17 protein-coding genes and 1 tRNA gene are annotated in these 19,216 nt (G+C 54.0%); 17 read left to right on the plus strand and 1 reads right to left on the minus strand.

All coding sequences use genetic code 11. From position 1 onward, the window contains the following. The first annotated feature begins 38 nt into the window (after positions 1-38). The 8 genes from rapZ (at position 39) to KHW85_RS06325 (ending at position 7,769) form a co-directional block, all read left to right on the plus strand. Positions 39-995, plus strand: a complete 957-nt coding sequence (gene rapZ, locus KHW85_RS06290) for an RNase adapter RapZ (protein WP_156335534.1) — start codon at positions 39-41, stop codon at positions 993-995. Positions 996-998: 3 nt separating this feature from the next. Beyond that, positions 999-2,003 (plus strand): uridine diphosphate-N-acetylglucosamine-binding protein YvcK, encoded by a 1,005-nt coding sequence (gene yvcK / locus KHW85_RS06295; RefSeq protein ID WP_291459220.1) that lies wholly within the window; start codon positions 999-1,001, stop codon positions 2,001-2,003. A 41-nt stretch (positions 2,004-2,044) separates the two neighbouring features. Beyond that, complete coding sequence (gene whiA, locus KHW85_RS06300) at positions 2,045-3,028, plus strand: DNA-binding protein WhiA (protein ID WP_156335533.1); 984 nt, start codon at positions 2,045-2,047, stop codon at positions 3,026-3,028. A 177-nt stretch (positions 3,029-3,205) separates the two neighbouring features. Continuing rightward, complete coding sequence (gene gap / locus KHW85_RS06305; RefSeq protein WP_291459221.1) at positions 3,206-4,213, plus strand: type I glyceraldehyde-3-phosphate dehydrogenase; 1,008 nt, start codon at positions 3,206-3,208, stop codon at positions 4,211-4,213. A 107-nt stretch (positions 4,214-4,320) separates the two neighbouring features. Continuing rightward, positions 4,321-5,514, plus strand: a complete 1,194-nt coding sequence (locus KHW85_RS06310; protein WP_291459222.1) for a phosphoglycerate kinase — start codon at positions 4,321-4,323, stop codon at positions 5,512-5,514. 3 nt (positions 5,515-5,517) lie between these two features. Continuing rightward, a complete protein-coding gene (tpiA, locus tag KHW85_RS06315) occupies positions 5,518-6,297 on the plus strand; it encodes a triose-phosphate isomerase (RefSeq protein ID WP_178707180.1) in 780 nt (259 codons plus the stop codon). A 119-nt stretch (positions 6,298-6,416) separates the two neighbouring features. Beyond that, positions 6,417-6,662: a preprotein translocase subunit SecG gene (gene secG, locus KHW85_RS06320; protein ID WP_291459223.1), complete on the plus strand. Its 246-nt coding sequence runs from the start codon at positions 6,417-6,419 to the stop codon at positions 6,660-6,662. Between the two features lie 72 nt (positions 6,663-6,734). Then, positions 6,735-7,769 carry a YdcF family protein gene (locus KHW85_RS06325; protein WP_291459224.1) on the plus strand — a complete coding sequence of 345 codons (1,035 nt, stop codon included), beginning with the start codon at positions 6,735-6,737 and terminating at the stop codon, positions 7,767-7,769. Positions 7,770-7,779: 10 nt separating this feature from the next. Here the strand turns inward: KHW85_RS06325 and tkt are convergent, their stop codons facing one another. Next, on the minus strand, positions 7,780-9,861 hold the full coding sequence (tkt, locus tag KHW85_RS06330; protein ID WP_291459225.1) for a transketolase: 2,082 nt from the start codon (positions 9,859-9,861) through the stop codon (positions 7,780-7,782). A gap of 128 nt (positions 9,862-9,989) precedes the next feature. Here tkt and xerD point away from each other — a divergent pair, with 128 nt between their 5' ends. The 9 genes from xerD (at position 9,990) to KHW85_RS06375 (ending at position 19,061) form a co-directional block, all read left to right on the plus strand. Continuing rightward, a complete protein-coding gene (gene xerD, locus KHW85_RS06335) occupies positions 9,990-10,946 on the plus strand; it encodes a site-specific tyrosine recombinase XerD (protein WP_291459235.1) in 957 nt (318 codons plus the stop codon). A gap of 69 nt (positions 10,947-11,015) precedes the next feature. Beyond that, positions 11,016-11,882 carry a ParA family protein gene (locus tag KHW85_RS06340; protein WP_291459226.1) on the plus strand — a complete coding sequence of 289 codons (867 nt, stop codon included), beginning with the start codon at positions 11,016-11,018 and terminating at the stop codon, positions 11,880-11,882. Next, positions 11,872-12,660, plus strand: coding sequence for a ScpA family protein (locus KHW85_RS06345; RefSeq protein WP_291459236.1), 789 nt, complete (start codon positions 11,872-11,874; stop codon positions 12,658-12,660). Before KHW85_RS06340 ends, KHW85_RS06345 begins: the two co-directional genes overlap by 11 nt. After that, a complete protein-coding gene (scpB, locus tag KHW85_RS06350; RefSeq protein WP_291459227.1) occupies positions 12,657-13,238 on the plus strand; it encodes an SMC-Scp complex subunit ScpB in 582 nt (193 codons plus the stop codon). Before KHW85_RS06345 ends, scpB begins: the two co-directional genes overlap by 4 nt. After that, a complete protein-coding gene (locus KHW85_RS06355; RefSeq protein ID WP_291459228.1) occupies positions 13,235-13,984 on the plus strand; it encodes a pseudouridine synthase in 750 nt (249 codons plus the stop codon). Before scpB ends, KHW85_RS06355 begins: the two co-directional genes overlap by 4 nt. Before the next feature lie 17 nt (positions 13,985-14,001). Continuing rightward, on the plus strand, positions 14,002-15,123 hold the full coding sequence (locus KHW85_RS06360) for a prephenate dehydrogenase (RefSeq protein ID WP_291459229.1): 1,122 nt from the start codon (positions 14,002-14,004) through the stop codon (positions 15,121-15,123). A 2-nt stretch (positions 15,124-15,125) separates the two neighbouring features. Further along, positions 15,126-15,839 (plus strand): (d)CMP kinase, encoded by a 714-nt coding sequence (cmk, locus tag KHW85_RS06365; protein WP_291459230.1) that lies wholly within the window; start codon positions 15,126-15,128, stop codon positions 15,837-15,839. Between the two features lie 86 nt (positions 15,840-15,925). Beyond that, a tRNA-Pro gene (locus KHW85_RS06370) sits at positions 15,926-15,999 on the plus strand. Positions 16,000-16,337: 338 nt separating this feature from the next. Next, positions 16,338-19,061 (plus strand): N-acetylmuramoyl-L-alanine amidase, encoded by a 2,724-nt coding sequence (locus KHW85_RS06375; RefSeq protein ID WP_291459231.1) that lies wholly within the window; start codon positions 16,338-16,340, stop codon positions 19,059-19,061. The last annotated feature ends 155 nt before the right edge of the window (positions 19,062-19,216 follow it).

The following is a 19,216-nucleotide window of genomic DNA, read 5'->3' on the forward strand; positions in this document are numbered from 1 at the left end:
ACCGGGAAAGATTCGCTGATCAATGGCACCATAGGGGTATGAGCGAAACTCCCATCCCACCCGACACTTCGCAGGAAACCGTCCCCGGAGGCATCCCACTTCTCGATCAGATTGCCCCCGACACTCCCGATGAGGGCGGCAACGAGGTCGTGATCATTACCGGGCGCTCAGGAGCAGGACGTACCGGTGCTGCGCGTGCACTTGAGGATCTTGATTGGTACGTCGTGGACAATCTTCCACCGGCAATGCTTCCAGCACTGGTCGGCATGATGAGTCCCGATGGTGGGGGAGTCCATCGACTGGCTGTCGTTGTTGATGTGCGTTCGCGTGAGTTCTTCGCCGATTTTGCGCGCGCGCTTGAACAGCTTAAAGAGTTGGGTGTTGCTTATCGTGTCATCTTCCTTGAGGCCTCCACGGACACTCTTGTCCGTCGTTATGAATCAAATCGCCGCCCTCACCCACTTCAGGGAGATGGAACTCTTCTTGATGGAATTACAGCTGAAGAGCGCGCGCTTGCTCCTCTTCGTCGTTTCGCAGATACGATCATTGACACGTCCAGGATGTCGGTCCATGATCTAACGCGTCATATTCGTGATGTGATTGCTCAGGCTGGCGATGTGCCGCTTCGAATCACCGTTGAATCCTTTGGTTTCAAACATGGTCTCCCTTTGGATGCTGACCACGTTCTTGACGTCCGCTTTTTAAAGAACCCCTACTGGGTTGATGAATTGCGTCATTTGACGGGTAAAGACCAACCCGTTGCAGATTACGTCTTGTCCCAGCCGGGTGCCCGCGACTTCGTTGTCGGTTACGCCGATCTTCTTGCACCCATGCTGAAGGGGTATATTGGTGAACTCAAGCGTTACACAACAATTGCAGTTGGGTGTACGGGCGGGAAGCACCGTTCAGTGGCGAGCGCAGAGCTCATCGCCCGCAGGCTGCGCGAGCATGGTTTCAATGTGCGAATCATGCATCGCGATATGGGAAAGGAATAGTCGATGACCTACGTTGATGCTGCTGGGTGGATGCAGCGCGGCGAATCGAATAACCGTGTCGTCGCTCTAGGTGGTGGACACGGGCTATCCGCTACTCTTCGCGCACTGCGACACATCACGCGTCAGCTCACAGCCGTGGTCACCGTTGCTGATGACGGTGGGTCTTCGGGCCGCCTTCGGGCAGAAATGCCGATTCTTCCCCCCGGCGATTTACGCATGGCTTTAGCGTCTTTATGCGAAGAAACTGAGTGGGGTTTGACCTGGCGAGATGTCTTCCAGATGCGCTTAAAGACCAGTGGTCCGATGGATGGTCATGCAGTCGGCAATATTGTGATTGCTGGATTGTGGCAGCTTCTTGACGACCCGGTAGAAGGCCTCGATTTTGTTGGCCGTCTCTTGGGAGCGCAGGGGCGTGTTCTCCCGATGTCGATAGACCCGCTGAGTATTGAAGCGGATATGAATGATAACGGCCGGCACTACACCGTTAAAGGGCAATCTAAGGTCGCAATTGCACCGGGTGATGTTGAGGCAGTACACCTCAGCCCAGAAGAACCAAGAGTTCCAGCGGCAGTCACCGATGCAATCTCTGAAGCGGATTGGGTTGTTCTCGGCCCTGGTTCTTGGTACACCTCGGTAATTCCGCACTTACTGGTTCCTGATCTTCATCGTGCACTTGTGACGACCGAAGCTCACCGCGCACTCATTTTGAACCTTGAACGTCAACGCGGCGAAACAGAATCAATGACAACCGCTGATCACGTCCGAGCGATCGCTCAATACGCTCCCAGTTTCAAACTGGATGTAGTGATCGCTGATCCGACAACAACTGACGATATTGATGATCTTGCCGAGGCTGCCGATGCTCTAGGCGCGCGTGTACTTTTGCGCCAGGTTCGTACTGGTGATGGTGAAGCCCATCATGATCCTTTACGACTTGCTGCAGCATTACGTGATGCTTTTGATGGTTTTCTTGGCGAAGTTGGTCGCAGCGAAACCTGGCTCCCGTAAAATCTTCCTCGTTCCCGTGCACCCTGACATAAGGAGACAAGGTGTCCCTCACATCGGATATGAAAGATGAATTAGCGCGTAGCGCGGTTCCCTCGCAATCTGCGATGGCCGCGGAGGTATGTGCGATTCTTCGTTTCTCAGGTGGCCTACACCTCGTGGGTGGTCGGATCCTTATTGAAGCGGAATTAGATTCTTCCGTAGCCGTACGCCGTCTTCGCGCATTCCTGACCAGCTTGTACAACGTTGAGTCCTTTGTCGTTGTAGTTTCAGGTTCGTCGTTACGGCGAGGAAAGCGCTACGTCGTACGTGTCGTGCACCGAGCAGATGAACTTGCTCGACTCACCGGCCTCGTCGATGGGGCTGGAAGGCCAGTGCGCGGGCTCCCTGCGACCCTGGTTGCTTCCGGGAAAGATGAAGCCGCGGCTGTATGGCGCGGCGCATTTCTTGCCCGCGGTTCTCTTCTCGAGCCTGGTCGTTCCTCATCTTTGGAAATTACATGCCCGGGACCAGAGGTTGCACTCGCGATGGTGGGACTCGCACGTAAGCTCGGGGCTACCGTTCGTTCAAAGGAAGTGCGCGGATCTGATCGCGTCACCGCTCGTGATTCCGAGGCGATTAGTGCGCTTATCCGTGCGCTAGGTGCACCTGCTACTCATGTTGCCTGGGAGCAGAGGCGTGAGCGTCGCGAGGCCCGGGGTTCAGCTAACCGCTTAGCAAACTTTGACGATGCTAACCTCCGTCGTAGTGCTCGTGCCGCGGTGGCGGCCGGAGCGCGAGTTGAGCGGGCATTTGCGATTTTGGGCGACGATGTTCCAGATCACCTCAGACAGGCGGGGGAGTTGCGTATTCAGTACAAGCAGGCTTCCCTTGAAGAGCTCGGCAAGCATACCGATCCGCCGCTGACAAAGGACGCGGTTGCAGGTCGTATTCGCCGTCTTTTAGCTATGGCCGATAAGGTTGCGCATGAACGGGGCATTCCCGATACTGAATCTGCCTTGACTTTGGACATGCTCGACGGTGACTGAAATCTCTCTTTCAGCATAATGCGGTGAGAAGGACTTAGTTCACCCTCATCTGAGGCGGGGAGGGTGTAGATTAGGAGTACTGGAACCGCAGAGAACTGCGGGCCATAGATGCAAACCGCATCTTCATGGTTCATACAGAAAGCGTGTCCCGCAGGGGGCACAAGCAGGAGGACAACAGTGACCACCCGCGTTGGCATTAACGGCTTTGGCCGCATCGGTCGTAACTTCTTCCGCGCTGCAATTGAGCAGGGCGCAGACCTCGAGGTCGTTGCAGTTAACGATCTGACCGACAATAAGACTCTGGCACACCTGCTGAAGTACGACTCGATCACGGGTCGCTTCAATGGTGAGGTTTCCTACGACGATGAGGGCATCATCGTTGACGGAAAGCACATCAAGGTTCTCGCACAGCGCGATCCTGCCGATCTGCCTTGGGGCGAGCTCGGTGTTGAGGTTGTCGTCGAATCCACCGGTTTCTTCACCGATGGTGAGAAGGCAGCTGCACACATCGCAGCCGGCGCAAAGAAGGTTGTCATTTCGGCGCCTGCAAAGAACGTTGACGGCACCTTCGTTATGGGCGTGAACGATGGCGATTACGATCCCGCCACCATGAACATCATCTCCAATGCTTCGTGCACCACCAACTGCCTTGCTCCTCTGGCCAAGGTTCTCCACGAGAACTTCGGTATTGAGCGTGGCATCATGACCACCATCCACTCCTACACCGGCGACCAGCGCGTCCTCGACGCCCCCCACAAGGATCTGCGTCGTGCACGCGCAGCAGCCCTCAACATGATCCCCACCAAGACCGGTGCGGCTCAGGCTGTTGCTCTGGTTCTACCCGAGCTCAAGGGTAAGTTCGACGGACTTGCAGTCCGCGTTCCCACCCCGACCGGTTCCCTGACCGACCTGACCTTTGTCGCCAGCAAGGAGGTCTCGGTTGAGGCTATCCAGGCTGCCGTCAAGGCCGCTGCTGAGGGCGAGCTCAAGGGCGTTCTCGAGTACACCGAAGATCCGATCGTTTCGACCGACATCGTGGGCAACCCCCACACCTCGATCTTCGATGCAACCGAGACCAAGGTCATCGGCAACCTGGTGAAGGTTCTCTCTTGGTACGACAACGAGTGGGGCTACTCGAACGCTCTCGTTCGCCTGACCTCGCTGGTTGGCTCCAAGCTGGCCTGATCCTCGCATAGAGCATGATCTGCTAGTTACTGGGCCCGTGTACGTGAAAGCGTATGCGGGCCCAGTTCGCTAGCCTCTCAATTTTTCGTTAATTTAAGGAGAATCCCATGAGGACAATTGATAGCCTGGGTGATCTTTCCGGTAAGAGCGTTCTACTTCGTTCGGACTTCAATGTTCCCCTCGATGCTGACCAGAACATTACCGATGACGGCCGTATTCGCGCGGCACTTCCGACGATCAAGCTTCTTTTGGATGCAGGTGCAAAGGTCATCATTGCCGCTCACCTAGGACGTCCTAAGGGCCAAGTCAATCCCGCATTTTCGCTCGCACCCGTTGCCCACCGCCTTGCAGAGCTGACCGGCGTCAAGGTCACTCTTGCTCCCGACACCGTCGGTGAAGGAGCACACGCTGCTGTCGAGGCTGCAAAGCCCGGTGAGATCGTTCTTCTTGAGAACGTTCGCTTCAACGCTGCAGAAACCTCGAAGGACGATGCAGAGCGCGAAGCCTTCGCTGCACAGCTCGCTTCTCTTGCCGATGCTTTTGTGTCCGATGGTTTCGGTGTGGTTCACCGCAAGCAGGCTTCGGTTTACGATGTTGCCAAGCTTCTTCCTAGCGCCGCTGGTCTTCTTGTTGTCAAGGAAATCGAGTCCTTGGGCAAGGCCGTTAATGATCCCGAGCGTCCCTACGTCGTCGTCCTCGGTGGTTCTAAGGTTTCAGACAAGCTCGGAGTTATTGCGAACCTGCTGTCCAAGGCTGACAAGCTGATTATCGGCGGCGGCATGGCTTACACCTTCTTGGCTGCAAAGGGCTACGAAGTTGGTAAGTCTCTTCTCGAAGCGGATCAGATTCCCACGGTTCAGGGCTACATGGAGACCGCCGCGAAGAATGGTGTCGAGCTTCTTCTGCCCGTCGACACCATCGTTGCGCCTGAATTTGCAGCAGACGCACCCGCAACCGTTGTCAGTGCTGATGCGATTCCCGCGGATCAGATGGGCCTCGATATTGGTCCGAAGACCCAAGAGATTTTCTCTCAAGCAATTGCTTCTGCAAAGACCGTTGTGTGGAACGGCCCCATGGGCGTCTTCGAGTTCCCCGCATTCGCAGAGGGGACAAAGGCAGTCGCACGTGCAATGAGCGAAGGAACCGCGTTCACCGTCATTGGTGGTGGAGACTCCGCATCTGCCGTTCGTAACCTCGGCTTTGACGAATCTACTTTCTCTCACATTTCTACCGGTGGTGGCGCCTCTCTCGAGCTGCTCGAGGGTAAGGTTCTGCCCGGTATTGCAGTACTGGAGGACTGAACAATGACACGTACCCCTTTGATGGCAGGTAACTGGAAGATGAACCTCGATCACCTCGAGGCAAATCACCTGGTCCAGGGCTTGGCCATGGAACTTTCTGATCACAACTTTGACTACTCGCGTTGCGAGGTCCTGGTGATTCCTCCCTTCACCGATCTTCGTACCGTGCAGACCGTTGTTGACGCTGATGATCTTCAGATTAAGTACGGCGCACAGGACATCTCTGTCCACGACAACGGTGCATTCACCGGTGAGATCTCCTCTGAGATGCTGACCAAGCTCGGCTGCAGCTACGTGGTCGTTGGCCACTCCGAGCGTCGTGAGTACCACAGCGAGTCCGATCAGCTTGTTGGCCAAAAGGCTCGCAAGGCATTTGATGCTGGCATGACCCCAATCCTGTGCTGTGGCGAGGCCCTTGAGGTTCGTAAAGCTGGAACCCATGTCGAGTTCGTTCTTGGTCAGGTTCGCGCAGCACTCGAAGGCTTCACTGCCGACGAGGTCGCGAAGATTGTTATCGCCTACGAACCCATTTGGGCAATCGGCACTGGAGAGACCGCAACTGCAGACGACGCACAGGAAGTTTGCGGTGCAATCCGCGAGGCACTGCGCGCCGACTATGGCGACGCGACTGCTGACTCCACCCGTATTCTCTACGGCGGCTCGGCAAAGCCCGGAAACATCAAGGAGCTCATGAGCCAGCCCGATGTTGATGGCGCACTTGTTGGTGGCGCATCGCTGAAGGCAGACTCCTTCGCTGCGATGGCTCGCTTCCAGGAGCTGTGATCCTTTAAAGGCTCTGGGCACCGAAGTACGCAACACTTCGGTGCCCAGTTGGCCTTACCTAGGCATTATTCGCTAGACTACAAATCGTTGAAGTCTCTGAAAGAATCGGAAAATCGAACGTGGCGGCACTGAACATTACACTCACCGTGATCATCACTCTGACCAGCATTTTGCTGACCCTAACGATTCTGATGCACAAGGGTAAGGGTGGCGGCCTTTCCGATATGTTCGGTGGCGGAATTTCTTCTTCTGCCGGTTCTTCTGGTGTCGCAGAACGGAACCTCAATCGAATTACTTTGGCAATCCTCCTGATTTGGGTCGTGAGCATCATCGGCATGGGAGTGCTGATGAAGTTTACCTCCTGAACGGAAGTCTTTTAACGCCGCGCTTTTGGAAAGCGCGGCGTTTGTGTATTTACACCGGAGTAGCATGAAACTATGCTCAGCGTCCTTGTAGAAGAACTTGTCATCTGGTTCCCTGTCGTTCTTTGGGGATCTCTTTTCGCTTGGTCCTATCACAGGGAACCTCGGCAGTTTAAGAACGCGATCTTCTTCCTTCTTCTTGTTCTCAGTCTTATTGGTGTCGTCTTCCTTTATTCGTATAGCTCAAGTCTGACCCTGTTCCTTGTTTTACTTATTCCGTTAGCACCTATCGTGACCATCATTTTCTTGGTTGTTAACGGTGTTCGTGTGATGAGGCGCGAAGGCGTTTCTTTACCTACTTTGCTCCCGCTTCTGCTTGCTGTGGCGATCATCGCGTGGCTTGTTGGCCTTCCGCTTGTGCTCGGTCGCTTCAGGGGATCAAGTGTTGCGCTATCCCTTGCCGCGTTGGTTTGTGTTTTGGGCATGTGGTTTTTCTTCAGCTTTGTTGCGCTATTGCTTTATTCCTGGTTCTACCGCAAGCTTCCCCGGAAACGCGTCTTTGATTACATCATCATTCATGGTGCTGGACTCAGGGGAGAGGAGCCGACACCCCTGCTCAAAGGACGAATCGATAAAGCTGTAGAGCTTTGGAAAGCGCAGGGCGCACGTGCGATCCTTGTTCCCTCGGGTGGGCAGGGGAGCGATGAGCTCATTTCCGAAGCTGAAGCCATGTGCCGCTATTTAACTGCGAACGGTATCCCGCAGGACTCAATTCTTCTTGAAGATCGCTCGACGACAACCATGGAAAATCTTCTTTTCGCCAAGCATCTTCTGGATGCACAAGGGTTAGGAACATACCGCTGCGCCTTTGTCACCTCTGACTACCATGTTTTCCGCACGGCACTCTATGCTTCAAAAGTTGGACTTAAGGGTGACGGCATCGGTTCGAAGACAGCTGGATATTACTTTCCAACAGCGTTTATCCGCGAATTTATTGCTATTACAAAGGAACACTGGCTACCCTACGTCATCATTACGATGATCTGGGCAGCCAGTGTTCTTGCGCCGTATTTAGGTCACCTACTGGGGATCCTTTTTCCCAATCAGTAGGATGGCGTACTCAGCGAGCGACAGCGATACTTTCGCGCGCCTGTGCCGCGATGTTCTCAGGCGTGAATCCGTACTTCTCAAAGAGCCGGGCACCGTCCACAGACTCGCCAAAGTGCTCGAGGGAGACGATCCGTCCGGCCTCGCCAACCCAGCGGTACCAAGGAAGTGCAATCCCGGCCTCGACAGCCACACGGGCGCGAACCGCCGAGGGGAGGACCGACTCACGGTAGGCCTCGTCCTGGCTCTCAAACCACTCAAAGCACGGAACCGAGACCACGCGCGAAGCAATTCCCTCAGCCTTCAACAGGCGATGAGCCTCCACAGTAGGCGCTACCTCTGAACCCGTAGCCATCAAAATAACCTCGGGAGTGCCTTCACAATCGGCAAGAATGTAGGCACCGCGAGCAACACCTTGAGCATCAGCAAGCTCGTTTCCTTCGCCACGGGCGGGATTAGGTAGATTCTGTCGGCTTAAGACCAATGCAGCGGGATGATGCTGCTCGAGAATGTTCTTCCATGCCTGGACGGTCTCAGCAGCATCCGCAGGACGAATCACTGCAAGATTCGGAATCGCACGGTAGGAAGCAAGATGTTCGATTGGCTGGTGTGTAGGTCCATCTTCGCCAACACCGATCGAATCATGCGTCCAAACATAGGTGACCGGAAGGTCCATGAGAGCGGCAAGGCGGACCGCGCCGCGCATGAAGTCCGAGAACACGAAGAAAGTACCACCATACACACGGGTGAGACCATCAGCCGCGATACCGTTCATCGCGCAGGCCATCGCAAATTCGCGAATACCAAAGTGGAGGTTACGGCCGTATGGATCAGCTTCAAAGGAACGTGAGTAGGTTCCTTCCGGGAGGAATGACGTGAATCCGTTGAGGAAAGTGTTGTTTGACCCACCGAGGTCAGCGGAGCCACCCCAAAGTTCAGGAAGCACCGGTGCGATAGCGTTCAGTACCTTTCCCGAGGCCGAGCGGGTTGCGATTGCCTTTCCCGCCGGGAACTCGGGGAGTGCCTTCTCCCAACCTTCCGGAAGTTCACCGTGCCGAAGGCGCTCGAGAAGAGCCGCTCGCTGCGGATTTGTTTCCTTCCACTCTTGGAAACGCTGATCCCATTGGTTACGCAATGTTTGTGCACGCTGGGCAAATTGCCTGCGAGAATGTGCAACGGCTTCTTCATCGACGGCAAAGTGAGCATCCGGATCGGCTCCCAATGCACTCTTTAAACCGCGAAGTGCCTCTTCACCGAGCTTGGCACCGTGGATTCCTCCGGTATTAGATTTTTCGGGAGTAGGCCATCCGATAATCGTCCGAAGCGCGATGATTGACGGTTGTTCAGTGTTGTCACGTGCCGCTGCCAAAGCCTCATCCAAGGCCTGAACGTCTTCGACGTAAGAGCCATCCTCACTCAACCAGTCCACACGCTGAGTGTGCCAGCCGTAGGACTCGTAGCGCTTGAGAACATCCTCGCTGAATGCGATATCAGTGTCGCCTTCGATCGAAATGCGGTTATCGTCCCATAAAACAATGAGGTTGCCGAGCTTTTGTGTTCCCGCAAGTGACGAAGCCTCCGCTGAAACGCCTTCTTGAAGACAGCCGTCACCGGCAATGACATACACGCAGTGATCAAAAATCGACTGACCATGAGGAGTGTCGGGATCGAGAAGACCGTGGGTAAAACGCTCCGCCATTGCGAAACCAACTGCAGAAGCAAGGCCGGTACCCAACGGTCCTGTCGTGAGCTCAACTCCTGGGGTATGCCCAAACTCGGGGTGACCGGGAGTGAGTGCGCCTTCGGTACGCAGGGCTTTCAGATCCTCAAGTTCGACGCCCATTCCCGCAAGATAGAGCTGCAGGTATTGAGTCAGTGAAGAGTGGCCCGATGAAAGAATGAAACGATCGCGGCCCAACCAGTGCGGGTCTGACGGGTCAAGGTGAAGGTGATGCTGGTAGAGCGCATACGCCGCAGGAGCAAGAGAAATCGCTGCTCCCGGGTGTCCATTTCCGACACGTTCAACTGCATCAGCGGCAAGAATTTTAGCGGTGGAAATAGCGCGGCTATCGAGCTCATTCCAAGACGCGGGCACGATTGGACCTCCTGGCAATCGGTAAGATGGCTTCCCTGCAGGGTTAAGTGTAGCCGCTCGCCGCGCTCGAACTGCGAATATGCGGCAAATCAGTGGGGCACAAATACAATGACCCCGTGGCTAAACAAATGGAGCGTGTTCAGGAAGAATGGCTCATTTTCCTGAGTGTAGAGAAGGGTGCATCCCCGCATACTGTCTCCAACTATCGGCGTGACGTACAAAAATATTGTGCTTTCCAAGAAGCACACGGCATTGAACAATGCGATCAGATCACTGAGAGTTCGATTGAAGACTTTCTAGCGTCACTCAGTGAGGCAAGAGACGGACATGCTGCAGCACCGTCCTCCGTGGCGCGCGCATTAGCGGCAATTCGTTCCTTCCACAAATACGCACTTCGAGAAGGCCTCAGCACTCAGGACCCCAGCACCCACGTTCGCGTTCCTCAAGTTGGCGAACACCTTCCAAAAGCTCTAACAGTCGAGCAAGTGGAAGCCTTGCTCGAGGCAGCGGGCAGCGGAGATGATCCGCGTTCTCTTCGTGATCGAGCCCTGCTCGAGACCCTTTACGCAACGGGTGCCCGCGTCAGTGAGGCCGTTTCAATGGCGATTGATGACCTAGACCTTAATGAAGAACTTCCGATTATTCGCCTGTTCGGAAAAGGACGTAAGGAGCGACTTGTTCCCTTGGGATCTTTGGCGAAACAGGCTCTTGAAGCCTATCTCGTGCGCGCGCGCCCTTTCTTTTCTTCAAAGGGGAAAGGGTCTCCAAACGTCTTCCTGAACAATAGGGGAGGCGCACTTTCACGTCAGTCTGCTTGGGAGATCATTCAACGCGCGGCAACTCGCGCGCAGCTCGAGGTCCCCGTTTCTCCACACACCTTGCGGCATTCCTTTGCCACACATTTATTAGAAGGCGGAGCGAATATCCGCGACGTGCAGGAATTGCTTGGGCATTCCTCTGTCTCAACGACGCAAATTTATACCAAGGTGACGATCGCGACCCTTAAAGAAATGTACCGAACTGCCCATCCGCGCGCGCAGCTCGATCCACGTAATATCACAACCTCGGCCTCGGACTCCCAATAAGACAAGTGTGCGCAGAAGATAGGCGGGGTAGGGCGGAATTGTATGGAGCAATGCACTAAGATGGAGGGCGTGACGAATCCATCTCAGCCAACGCTTACCGGGGATCTTCCTGCCAACGAAGAAAATGATTTCCCCGTCCCGGCACCACTGACCGGGCATGGACCCGCACGCATTATTGCGATGTGTAATCAAAAAGGTGGGGTTGGAAAGACAACGACAACCATCAATCTTGCGGCGTCGCTCGCTGAATATGGACGTCGTGTTCTTATTGTTGACTTTGATCCTCAAGGTGCCGCATCTGTTGGTCTGGGCATCAATACCCTGGAGTTGGAACACACAATCTATAACCTCCTGATGAATCCGAAGGAAGATATTCATCAGGCCTTGTGCCACACTTCAATTCCCGGCCTCGATATCGTGCCTGCGAATATCGATCTTTCGGCCGCCGAAGTTCAACTGGTTAACGAGGTTGCGCGTGAATCAGCGCTCTCGCGTGTTCTTCGCCCAGTCGTCGATGATTACGACGTAATTCTCATTGACTGCCAGCCTTCGCTTGGATTACTTACCGTCAATGCCTTGACCGCGGCACACGGTGTAATTGTTCCTATGGAAGCGGAGTTTTTTGCTCTTCGCGGTGTCGCATTACTGGTCGAAACCATTGAAACAGTGCGCGATCGAATTAATCCGCGCCTGAAGATCGATGGAATCCTTGCGACGATGGTCGATACCCGCACCTTGCACTCGCGTGAGGTTTTGGAACGACTTGACGAGGCCTTCGGTGACCTTGTTTTCACAACACGGATTGCGCGTACTGTGAAGTTCCCCGATGCTTCAGTCGCGACAGTGCCAATTACCAGCTACGCGCCGAATCACCCGGGCGCGCGTTCCTACCGACGTTTGGCCAGAGAGATCATCGCGCGTGGAGATGTCGCCTGAATATGACGGGACTCAAGCGGCACTTGACGATTTTCAAGTCTCGCTTGAAGTCTTCGAAGGTCCTTTTGACCTTCTGCTCCAATTGATCTCTCGGAAGAAGCTCGATATCACTCAGGTTGCGCTCGCTGAAGTAACCGATGAGTTCATTGCGCATATGCGAGCCTTTCCTGATCTTTCACGGACCAGTGAGTTCCTCGTCGTAGCAGCAACTCTATTGGATATGAAGGCAGCGCGTTTGCTTCCTGATTATGAAGAGGAATCCTCACTCAGTAGTGAAGACCTTGAAGCACGTGACCTGCTCTTTAGCCGTCTGCTTCAATATCGGGCGTTCAAACTCGCGGCGGGTCAGATTGCTCAACAACTCGAGGCCTATGTGGGTTTAATCCCGCGCAGTGTTGCGCTTGAACCTCAATTCACTCGGCTTCTTCCCGAACTTCGATGGGAAGTAGGCGCTGAGGATCTTGCTCGTGCATGCGCTGACGCGCTCAGCACCCAACCGCCGACTGTCGAAGTAGCGCACCTCCATTCAGCTGCAGTCCCGGTCGCTCAAGAAGCAAAGGTCGTCATCGCGTATCTAAGCGCTCATGGACATGCAACCTTTTCTCAGCTCATCTCGGACGCGCGCGATACGGCTGTTGTTGTCTCGCGTTTCCTCGCTATCTTAGAGTTGTACAGGCGCCGAGCGATTGAGTTCCAGCAGGAAGAGGCTCTTTCAACATTGGAACTCGTATGGAATGGAAATGACCCAAAGGTCGATGAATGGGAGGAGGACGTATGAGCGATGCACTTGATCTTGCTGAGACTCAGCTTCTCTTCGCTCCCATCGAAGCAATTTTGATGGTGGTCGATCAGCCAGTTACTGCTCAACAGCTTGCTGGTGTTCTCAATGTGTCAGCTGAAGATGTCGAGCACGTGCTTGAGGCACTCTCTGCGCAATACAGTGGACGTTCTGGTGGTCGTGAACATGGCTTTGAACTTCGGCGTCTAGGCGGAGGATGGCGGATTTATTCTTCTCCTCGCTGGGAGTCGCTTGTGTCCCAGTTTATTGTTGGATCAGGACAATCTAAACTGTCACAAGCTGCTCTGGAAACACTTGCGGTTATTGCCTATCGTCAGCCGATTTCGCGTGCGAGGATCTCTCAAATTCGCGGCGTGAATGTTGATACGGTGGTTCGAACCTTGTGTGCACGTGAACTCATTGAGGAAGTTGGCGAATCTTCTTCTGGGGCTCGTTTGTATGGAACGACCCAAGTATTTCTTGAACGAATGGGAATGAATTCCCTTGACGAATTGGCACCATTAGCCCCCTACCTTCCGGCTTCGGACGAGCTGGACGAACTTGAGGAGACACTGTGAGAAACGATTCCTATAGTGAAGATGGTATTCGCCTACAAAAGGTACTCTCACGTGCGGGGGTAGCTTCTCGACGGGCAGCAGAAGAGCTTATTGCCCAGGGCCGCGTTTCGGTTGACGGCAAGGTGGTTCGCGGGCAAGGCATGCGTGTTGACCCCGAGCGTCAAGCAATTCACGTCGATGGTAAGCGAATTATCTTGGAAGAGAATCGTCCGATCGTCATGGCTGTCAATAAGCCTGTTGGTATGGTTTCGACTATGTCAGACCCGGAGGGACGTCCGACGCTAGCGGATCTTGTTGCTGATTACCCGGAACGTCTGTATCACGTTGGGCGCTTGGATATCGATACTTCTGGGCTGCTTTTGCTGACGAATGATGGGGAGCTAGCGAACCGACTGACCCACCCCTCTTATGAGATTCCTAAGACCTATATCGCACGTGTTCACGGCGAGGTGAAGCCGGGTGTCCGCCGTCGTTTGCTCGAAGGCGTTGAATTGGAAGATGGTCCAATTGCGGTTGATTCTTTCCGCACCATGGAAACCTACGGTGATATCACGACTGTTGAAATCGTCGTCCATGAAGGACGTAACCGTCTTGTCCGCCGTCTGATGGATGAGGTGGGGTACCCAGTTCGTGAGCTCGTTCGTACGAAGTTTGGCCCCATTCGCCTCGAACATCTACAACCCGGAACGATGCGTCGCGTCAAGGGACCGCAGCTTGCCGCTCTCTATGACGCAGTTGGTTTGTGAGTCCTGTGCCATCGCTCGTGAGCACAACCCGTGGTCCCGTCCTGATTATCGGCACGGGTCTTTTGGGGACTTCTCTTGCGCTTGCGCTTCGTAGTGGGGGAATTGAGGTTTTTCTTCGTGATTCCTCACCAACGGCTGGACGCTTAGCGCAGGATTTAGGCGCCGGTACTCTGATTGGTCCAGAGGATCACTGCTCGCCATCGTTGGTGATCGTGGCTACCCCTCCTGACGTTGCTGATGTCTGTGTTGTGGATGCGTTGATTCGGTATCCCGAGGCCGTCGTCAGCGATGTTGCTTCCGTAAAGTTGGCTGTCCTTGAGGGAGTTGTCGAGGAAGCAGAGCGCCGCGGACTTGATATCACGAGCCGCTACGTGGGTTCTCATCCAATGGCAGGTCGCGAACGTAGTGGCGCAGGTGCAGCGGACGCAGATCTTTTTTACGGCAGGCCATGGGTGATTATTCCGAGCCCGACTTCATCACCTGATGCAGTGATGCGGATTCGTTCGCTTGCGGGGGATGTGGGAGCCTTTCCTATTGAGATGGATGCTTCGACGCATGATCAATCCGTTGCGTTAATTTCTCACGTACCCCAATTGGTGTCATCATTGCTTGCTGCTCGGCTTGCTGATGCCCCTGTTTCGGCGCTTTCACTTTCTGGACAGGGCCTTCGGGATACAACTCGAATTGCCGCCTCCGATCCTCGTTTGTGGACCGCTATTTTGGCGGGTAATGCCGGCCCCGTTGTCAAGGTGCTGAAGGATATTCGCGCTGATCTTGATGATCTGATTTCGCATTTGGATGCCGCCGCGCACGAAGGCCCTCTTGAAGGCGGAAGTGTTGGGGCTGTCTATCGAGTGATGGATCAGGGCAATAGGGGAGTCGCGCGAATTCCGGGTAAACACGGTGGGGCACCAACCCGCTACGTCGTTCTCGATGTGTTTGTTCCTGATACTGCGGGCTCTCTCGGTCGACTTTTCGCTGATCTCGGTGAGATCGGTGTGAATATTGAAGACTTCGCCCTTGAACACTCTGCCGGCGCTCAAATGGGTGTCGCCCGCCTCAGTCTCGATCCATCGATCGTTGCTTCGACCATTTGCCAGCTGCAGGAACGCGGGTGGAATACCGGAAGTGGAGATTAATAATGTCTGATGATCGTTCCTCTCACGGCCTGACGATTGCAATTGACGGACCTGCAGGTTCTGGCAAATCAACAATTGCTAAATTACTTGCCCGCCGCCTGGGTATTGGTTACCTCGACACCGGGGCGATGTATCGATCATTGACTCTTATTGCCTTAGAGTCAGGTGTTGATTTAGACGATCACGACGCTGTTGCTGCCTTGCTTCCTTCTCTTGATCTTCACGCGGATTCGAATCCTGATGATCCTCATTTCTTTGTTGGAAACCGGGAGGTTACTTCGTTAATCCGATCCTCCATCATTTCCGAGGCCGTCGCAAGGATTTCGACGAACCTTTTAGTTCGCGCTTGGATGGTCGAGCATCAGCGTCAACGCATGGCCGAAGCTAGTGCTAACGGAAGTGGAATGGTGGCGGAAGGACGCGATATCACCACCGTTGTATACCCTGAAGCTGATTTGAAAGTCTTGCTTGTTGCTTCACCGCTTGCGCGTATGAAGAGGAGGGCTAAGGAGTTATTTGGTGATGACAGCCCTGAAAGCCTAGAAAAGGTTCGTTCTCAGATTGTTGATCGTGATGCCGCTGATTCAACCGTCAGCGAATTTACTAACCCTGGCCCTGGGATCGAACTGGTTGATACCTCGGATCTTGATATCGACGGGGTCTTGGAGGCGGTTATTTCGCTTCTCCCCGCAGGCGTGAGTGGGAAGCACAACTGAATGTGACGGGGGTCGCCGTACTCAATTGGAATTTTCGGTAGGACTTGGGCTAAACTATCCAAGTCGCCAAAATTTAGGTGATCAAACGGGCTGTGGCGCAGTTTGGTAGCGCACTTGACTGGGGGTCAAGGGGTCGTGGGTTCAAATCCCGCCAGCCCGACAGTTAATCAGGATCGGTTTTCCAATCCTGATTTTTTCATTTTCAGCGACCTTTTCGCGTGAAGTTTTACGCCCAATTGACGGCTCTAGCTTCTACTGCGATCTTAGGCAAAACGGCTGCGCAATTCCTACGAACTGTAAGATGTTCGCACATATTCAACGAAAATGACTGAAGAAATGCTGTGAATGAGTGCACTTTATGCTGTTACGGATGTGACAAATGTGTATAGTGTTACGAAAGTGACTATCCATCATCACTGACGGAGTTTATCTATGCGAGTAGTTTCCCTGACAGCAAGTGCTGCATTCTTAAGCCTTGTGTTCCCACAAGGAACAGCCTTGGCGAATGCGCCTACTGGCAATCACCAGATCGCCCTCACAGGGATAACAACAAGTAACGAACGGCCCGTACAAAAGATCACTCTCACGCGTTCGCAAGGTGAACCTACCCGCGTTGCCCAAGCAGGCCTCGAGAATGTCGGAATTGGAAACGGACATTCTTTAAAACGCTTCTCACGCACCACACTGCAGTCCCAGGGCACATCTTCTTTTGATCCTAGTGATAATGCAGCAATCTTGACCGAGCCCATCTCTGTCAATCCTTTCATGGTCACTGGTTTGTCATGGAGTGGGCAATCCACGCTTTCTGCCAATACCCAGATGTTTATTCGGGTTCGCGAGAATGGCCGGTGGAGCCAGTGGTACCTCACTGATAATGATGGGGGAGCGGGAAAAGATCACGCTGATGGTACCCAAGCGCGCGGTGGTACTGATCCTTTTATTACCGCGGGAGCAGACGCGATTCAGATTCGCGTAACTGGAGACGAAAAGGACCTTCCAGCTGATCTCGAAGTCGCAATGATTCCCGATAACCCGCAGGGTGAAACAACACTGGCAGAAGACGATGTTGTGACAACCGCTGCAGAAGGCACAGATATTAACCCAGAGTCCGTGCAGGCCGAAGGGAGCCATTTAACTTCGCTTATTCAGCCTGAACAGAACGCTGAGGCTGACAGTAATAGCGCAGTGCCTAAAGCTGGATCGCCATCCCCTGCGTCAAGTGGGGACACTTACGAGGAACCAACAGAGACTGTTTATCCAGGAATCGGTAGCGGAAGCGCAATCGGTCGCAGCGGTGCTCAGCTCAGTCACGCTTTCCCCACAACTGTTCAGCCCAACGGGCTACCCGTTGCTGTAACAAGCAGGAGCGGTTGGGGAGCGGATGAATCCTACCTTGACTGGGATCCGGAGTACTTTGCAGCGAGCCATGTTGTTGTTCACCATACCGCCGGGACAAATAACTACTCCATGGATCAATCTGCATCCATTGTCCGGGGGATCTATCACTACCATGCAGTGACTCTTGATTGGGGAGATATCGGTTATAACTTCCTCGTCGATAAATGGGGACGTGCGTTTGAAGGCCGAAAAGGGACGCTTTCTTCGCCGGCTGGCAAGATGGTTGCTGGCGCCCACGATCAAGGCTTTAACTCCGGCACGATGGGGATCTCGATGATGGGAACCTATCAATCCGAGGCTCCCTCGCAGGCAACCTTGAACACCGTGGGAGCTTTGGCAGGTTGGCAGTTAAGGCGTGCAGGAGTGTCGAATATGTCCGAGTCTGCAGGCTTTAGGCCCAGGGGATCGAACCCGAAGTATCGAGCAGGTACTTACATCAATCTTGCCCGTATTTCCGGCCACCGAGACACTTATCCGACGAGTTGCCCAGGAGATGCCGGATACTCGAAGCTTCCAACAATTCGTCAGATTGCACAAAATGGGGCACAGGCTCCCCGGATTGACGCGAGCTCGACGAACGATCAATCGGCTTCCTACACTGTAAAAGGCGCGATTTGGGGTCTGTGGAATGGCAATAAGTCACTCATGGGTAATCCCAAATCGGATGAGGAAGCAAGTGCTCCCGGAGTCTACCAGCTGTTTGACCAAGGAACTGCTTACTGGACCGAAAAGACTGGCGCCCATTTTGTGTCCGGGTCAATCTTCCGCGCGTACGGTGACAACCGTTATGAACGCGGGTTCTTAGGATTTCCGACGAGTGATGAGTATCCTGCAGGCTCTGGACGCGCGCAAGAATTCCAAGGTGGAACAGTTACATGGACTCAAAATGCCGGTAGCCATACGCTTCGCTATGGCACTGGTATTGCTAACGAATTCAGTGAATTAGGCGGCGCGAAGGTTTTAGGTGCTGCTACATCCGATGAGACTCGTTCGGGTACCGGAGTTTTCCAAGTGTTCGAAAAGGGGACCGCCTACTGGACAGCGGAAGGTGGTACCCACTTTGTAGGCGGAGAGATCTTCAAAGCCTACGGACAAGCGGGGTATGAACGCGGCTCATTAGGCTATCCGTTAAGCGATGAATACTCTACGAATTCGGGGCGCGTTCAGGAATTCCAAGGTGGTGTCATTACCTCCTCGACTTCAGGAACCTACACCCTGCGTTATGGCACTGGTATAGCAAATGCATTTCGTGAAACTGGCGGGGTAAAAGTTGCCGGTTTACCGCGTACCTCCGAGACCCGTTCCGGTAAGGGCGTTTACCAAGTATTCGATAATGGAACGGCATACTGGACGCCTCAAGGCGGTACTCATTTCGTTCGAGCGGGGATCTTCAACGCCTTTGGAAGCAAGGGATACGAACGCGGTTTTCTAGGTTTCCCCATCAGTGACGAGTACTCGGTAGGCTCCGGTCGCGCGCAGGAGTTTGAAGGCGGTGTCATCACATGGAGCGCGAGTGCGGGAACCTATGTTTTGCGCTACGGAACTGGTATTGCAAACGCATATCGAGATCTTGGAGGCGCACGCTTCTTGGGCGTTGCAACTACATCTGAGACGCCTTCAGGAAAGGGAGTGTTCCAAGTTTTTGACAAGGGCACTGCCTACTGGAGCGCGTCAAGCGGTTCACACTTTGTGCGCGGACAGATCTTTGCAACGTACGGCCGAGCTGGATACGAACGCGGAAGCTATGGGTATCCCACCAGTGATGAATTCTGGTCCGCAGGTACTCGAGTTCAGTACTTTGAGGGCGGGAGAATCGCCTCATAACTCAGTCCTAGTAGCGTCGATGAGGCAGTAGTGGCCTACACGCAAGAAGGGACGTATATGAGCACAATCCTCAGGTATAAAAATCGAGCTTTCGAAAGAAACAGATGATTGAGCAGTAATGCTTGACTGCCCTTAATTAGTGGTGTGGGCACCCC

The organism is Actinomyces sp. oral taxon 181 (genome assembly GCF_018370895.1).
Classification (GTDB): domain Bacteria; phylum Actinomycetota; class Actinomycetes; order Actinomycetales; family Actinomycetaceae; genus Pauljensenia.

What these genes read in the sequence shown, in the direction of transcription:
- tpiA (WP_178707180.1), top strand. Translation starts at nt 5,518, where the DNA reads ATGACACGTACCCCTTTGATGGCAGGTAACTGGAAGATGAACCTCGAT.
- KHW85_RS06325 (WP_291459224.1), top strand. Translation starts at nt 6,735, where the DNA reads ATGCTCAGCGTCCTTGTAGAAGAACTTGTCATCTGGTTCCCTGTCGTT.
- rapZ (WP_156335534.1), top strand. Translation starts at nt 39, where the DNA reads ATGAGCGAAACTCCCATCCCACCCGACACTTCGCAGGAAACCGTCCCC.
- KHW85_RS06310 (WP_291459222.1), top strand. Translation starts at nt 4,321, where the DNA reads ATGAGGACAATTGATAGCCTGGGTGATCTTTCCGGTAAGAGCGTTCTA.
- yvcK (WP_291459220.1), top strand. Translation starts at nt 999, where the DNA reads ATGACCTACGTTGATGCTGCTGGGTGGATGCAGCGCGGCGAATCGAAT.
- cmk (WP_291459230.1), top strand. Translation starts at nt 15,126, where the DNA reads ATGTCTGATGATCGTTCCTCTCACGGCCTGACGATTGCAATTGACGGA.
- scpB (WP_291459227.1), top strand. Translation starts at nt 12,657, where the DNA reads ATGAGCGATGCACTTGATCTTGCTGAGACTCAGCTTCTCTTCGCTCCC.
- KHW85_RS06345 (WP_291459236.1), top strand. Translation starts at nt 11,872, where the DNA reads ATGTCGCCTGAATATGACGGGACTCAAGCGGCACTTGACGATTTTCAA.
- xerD (WP_291459235.1), top strand. Translation starts at nt 9,990, where the DNA reads ATGGAGCGTGTTCAGGAAGAATGGCTCATTTTCCTGAGTGTAGAGAAG.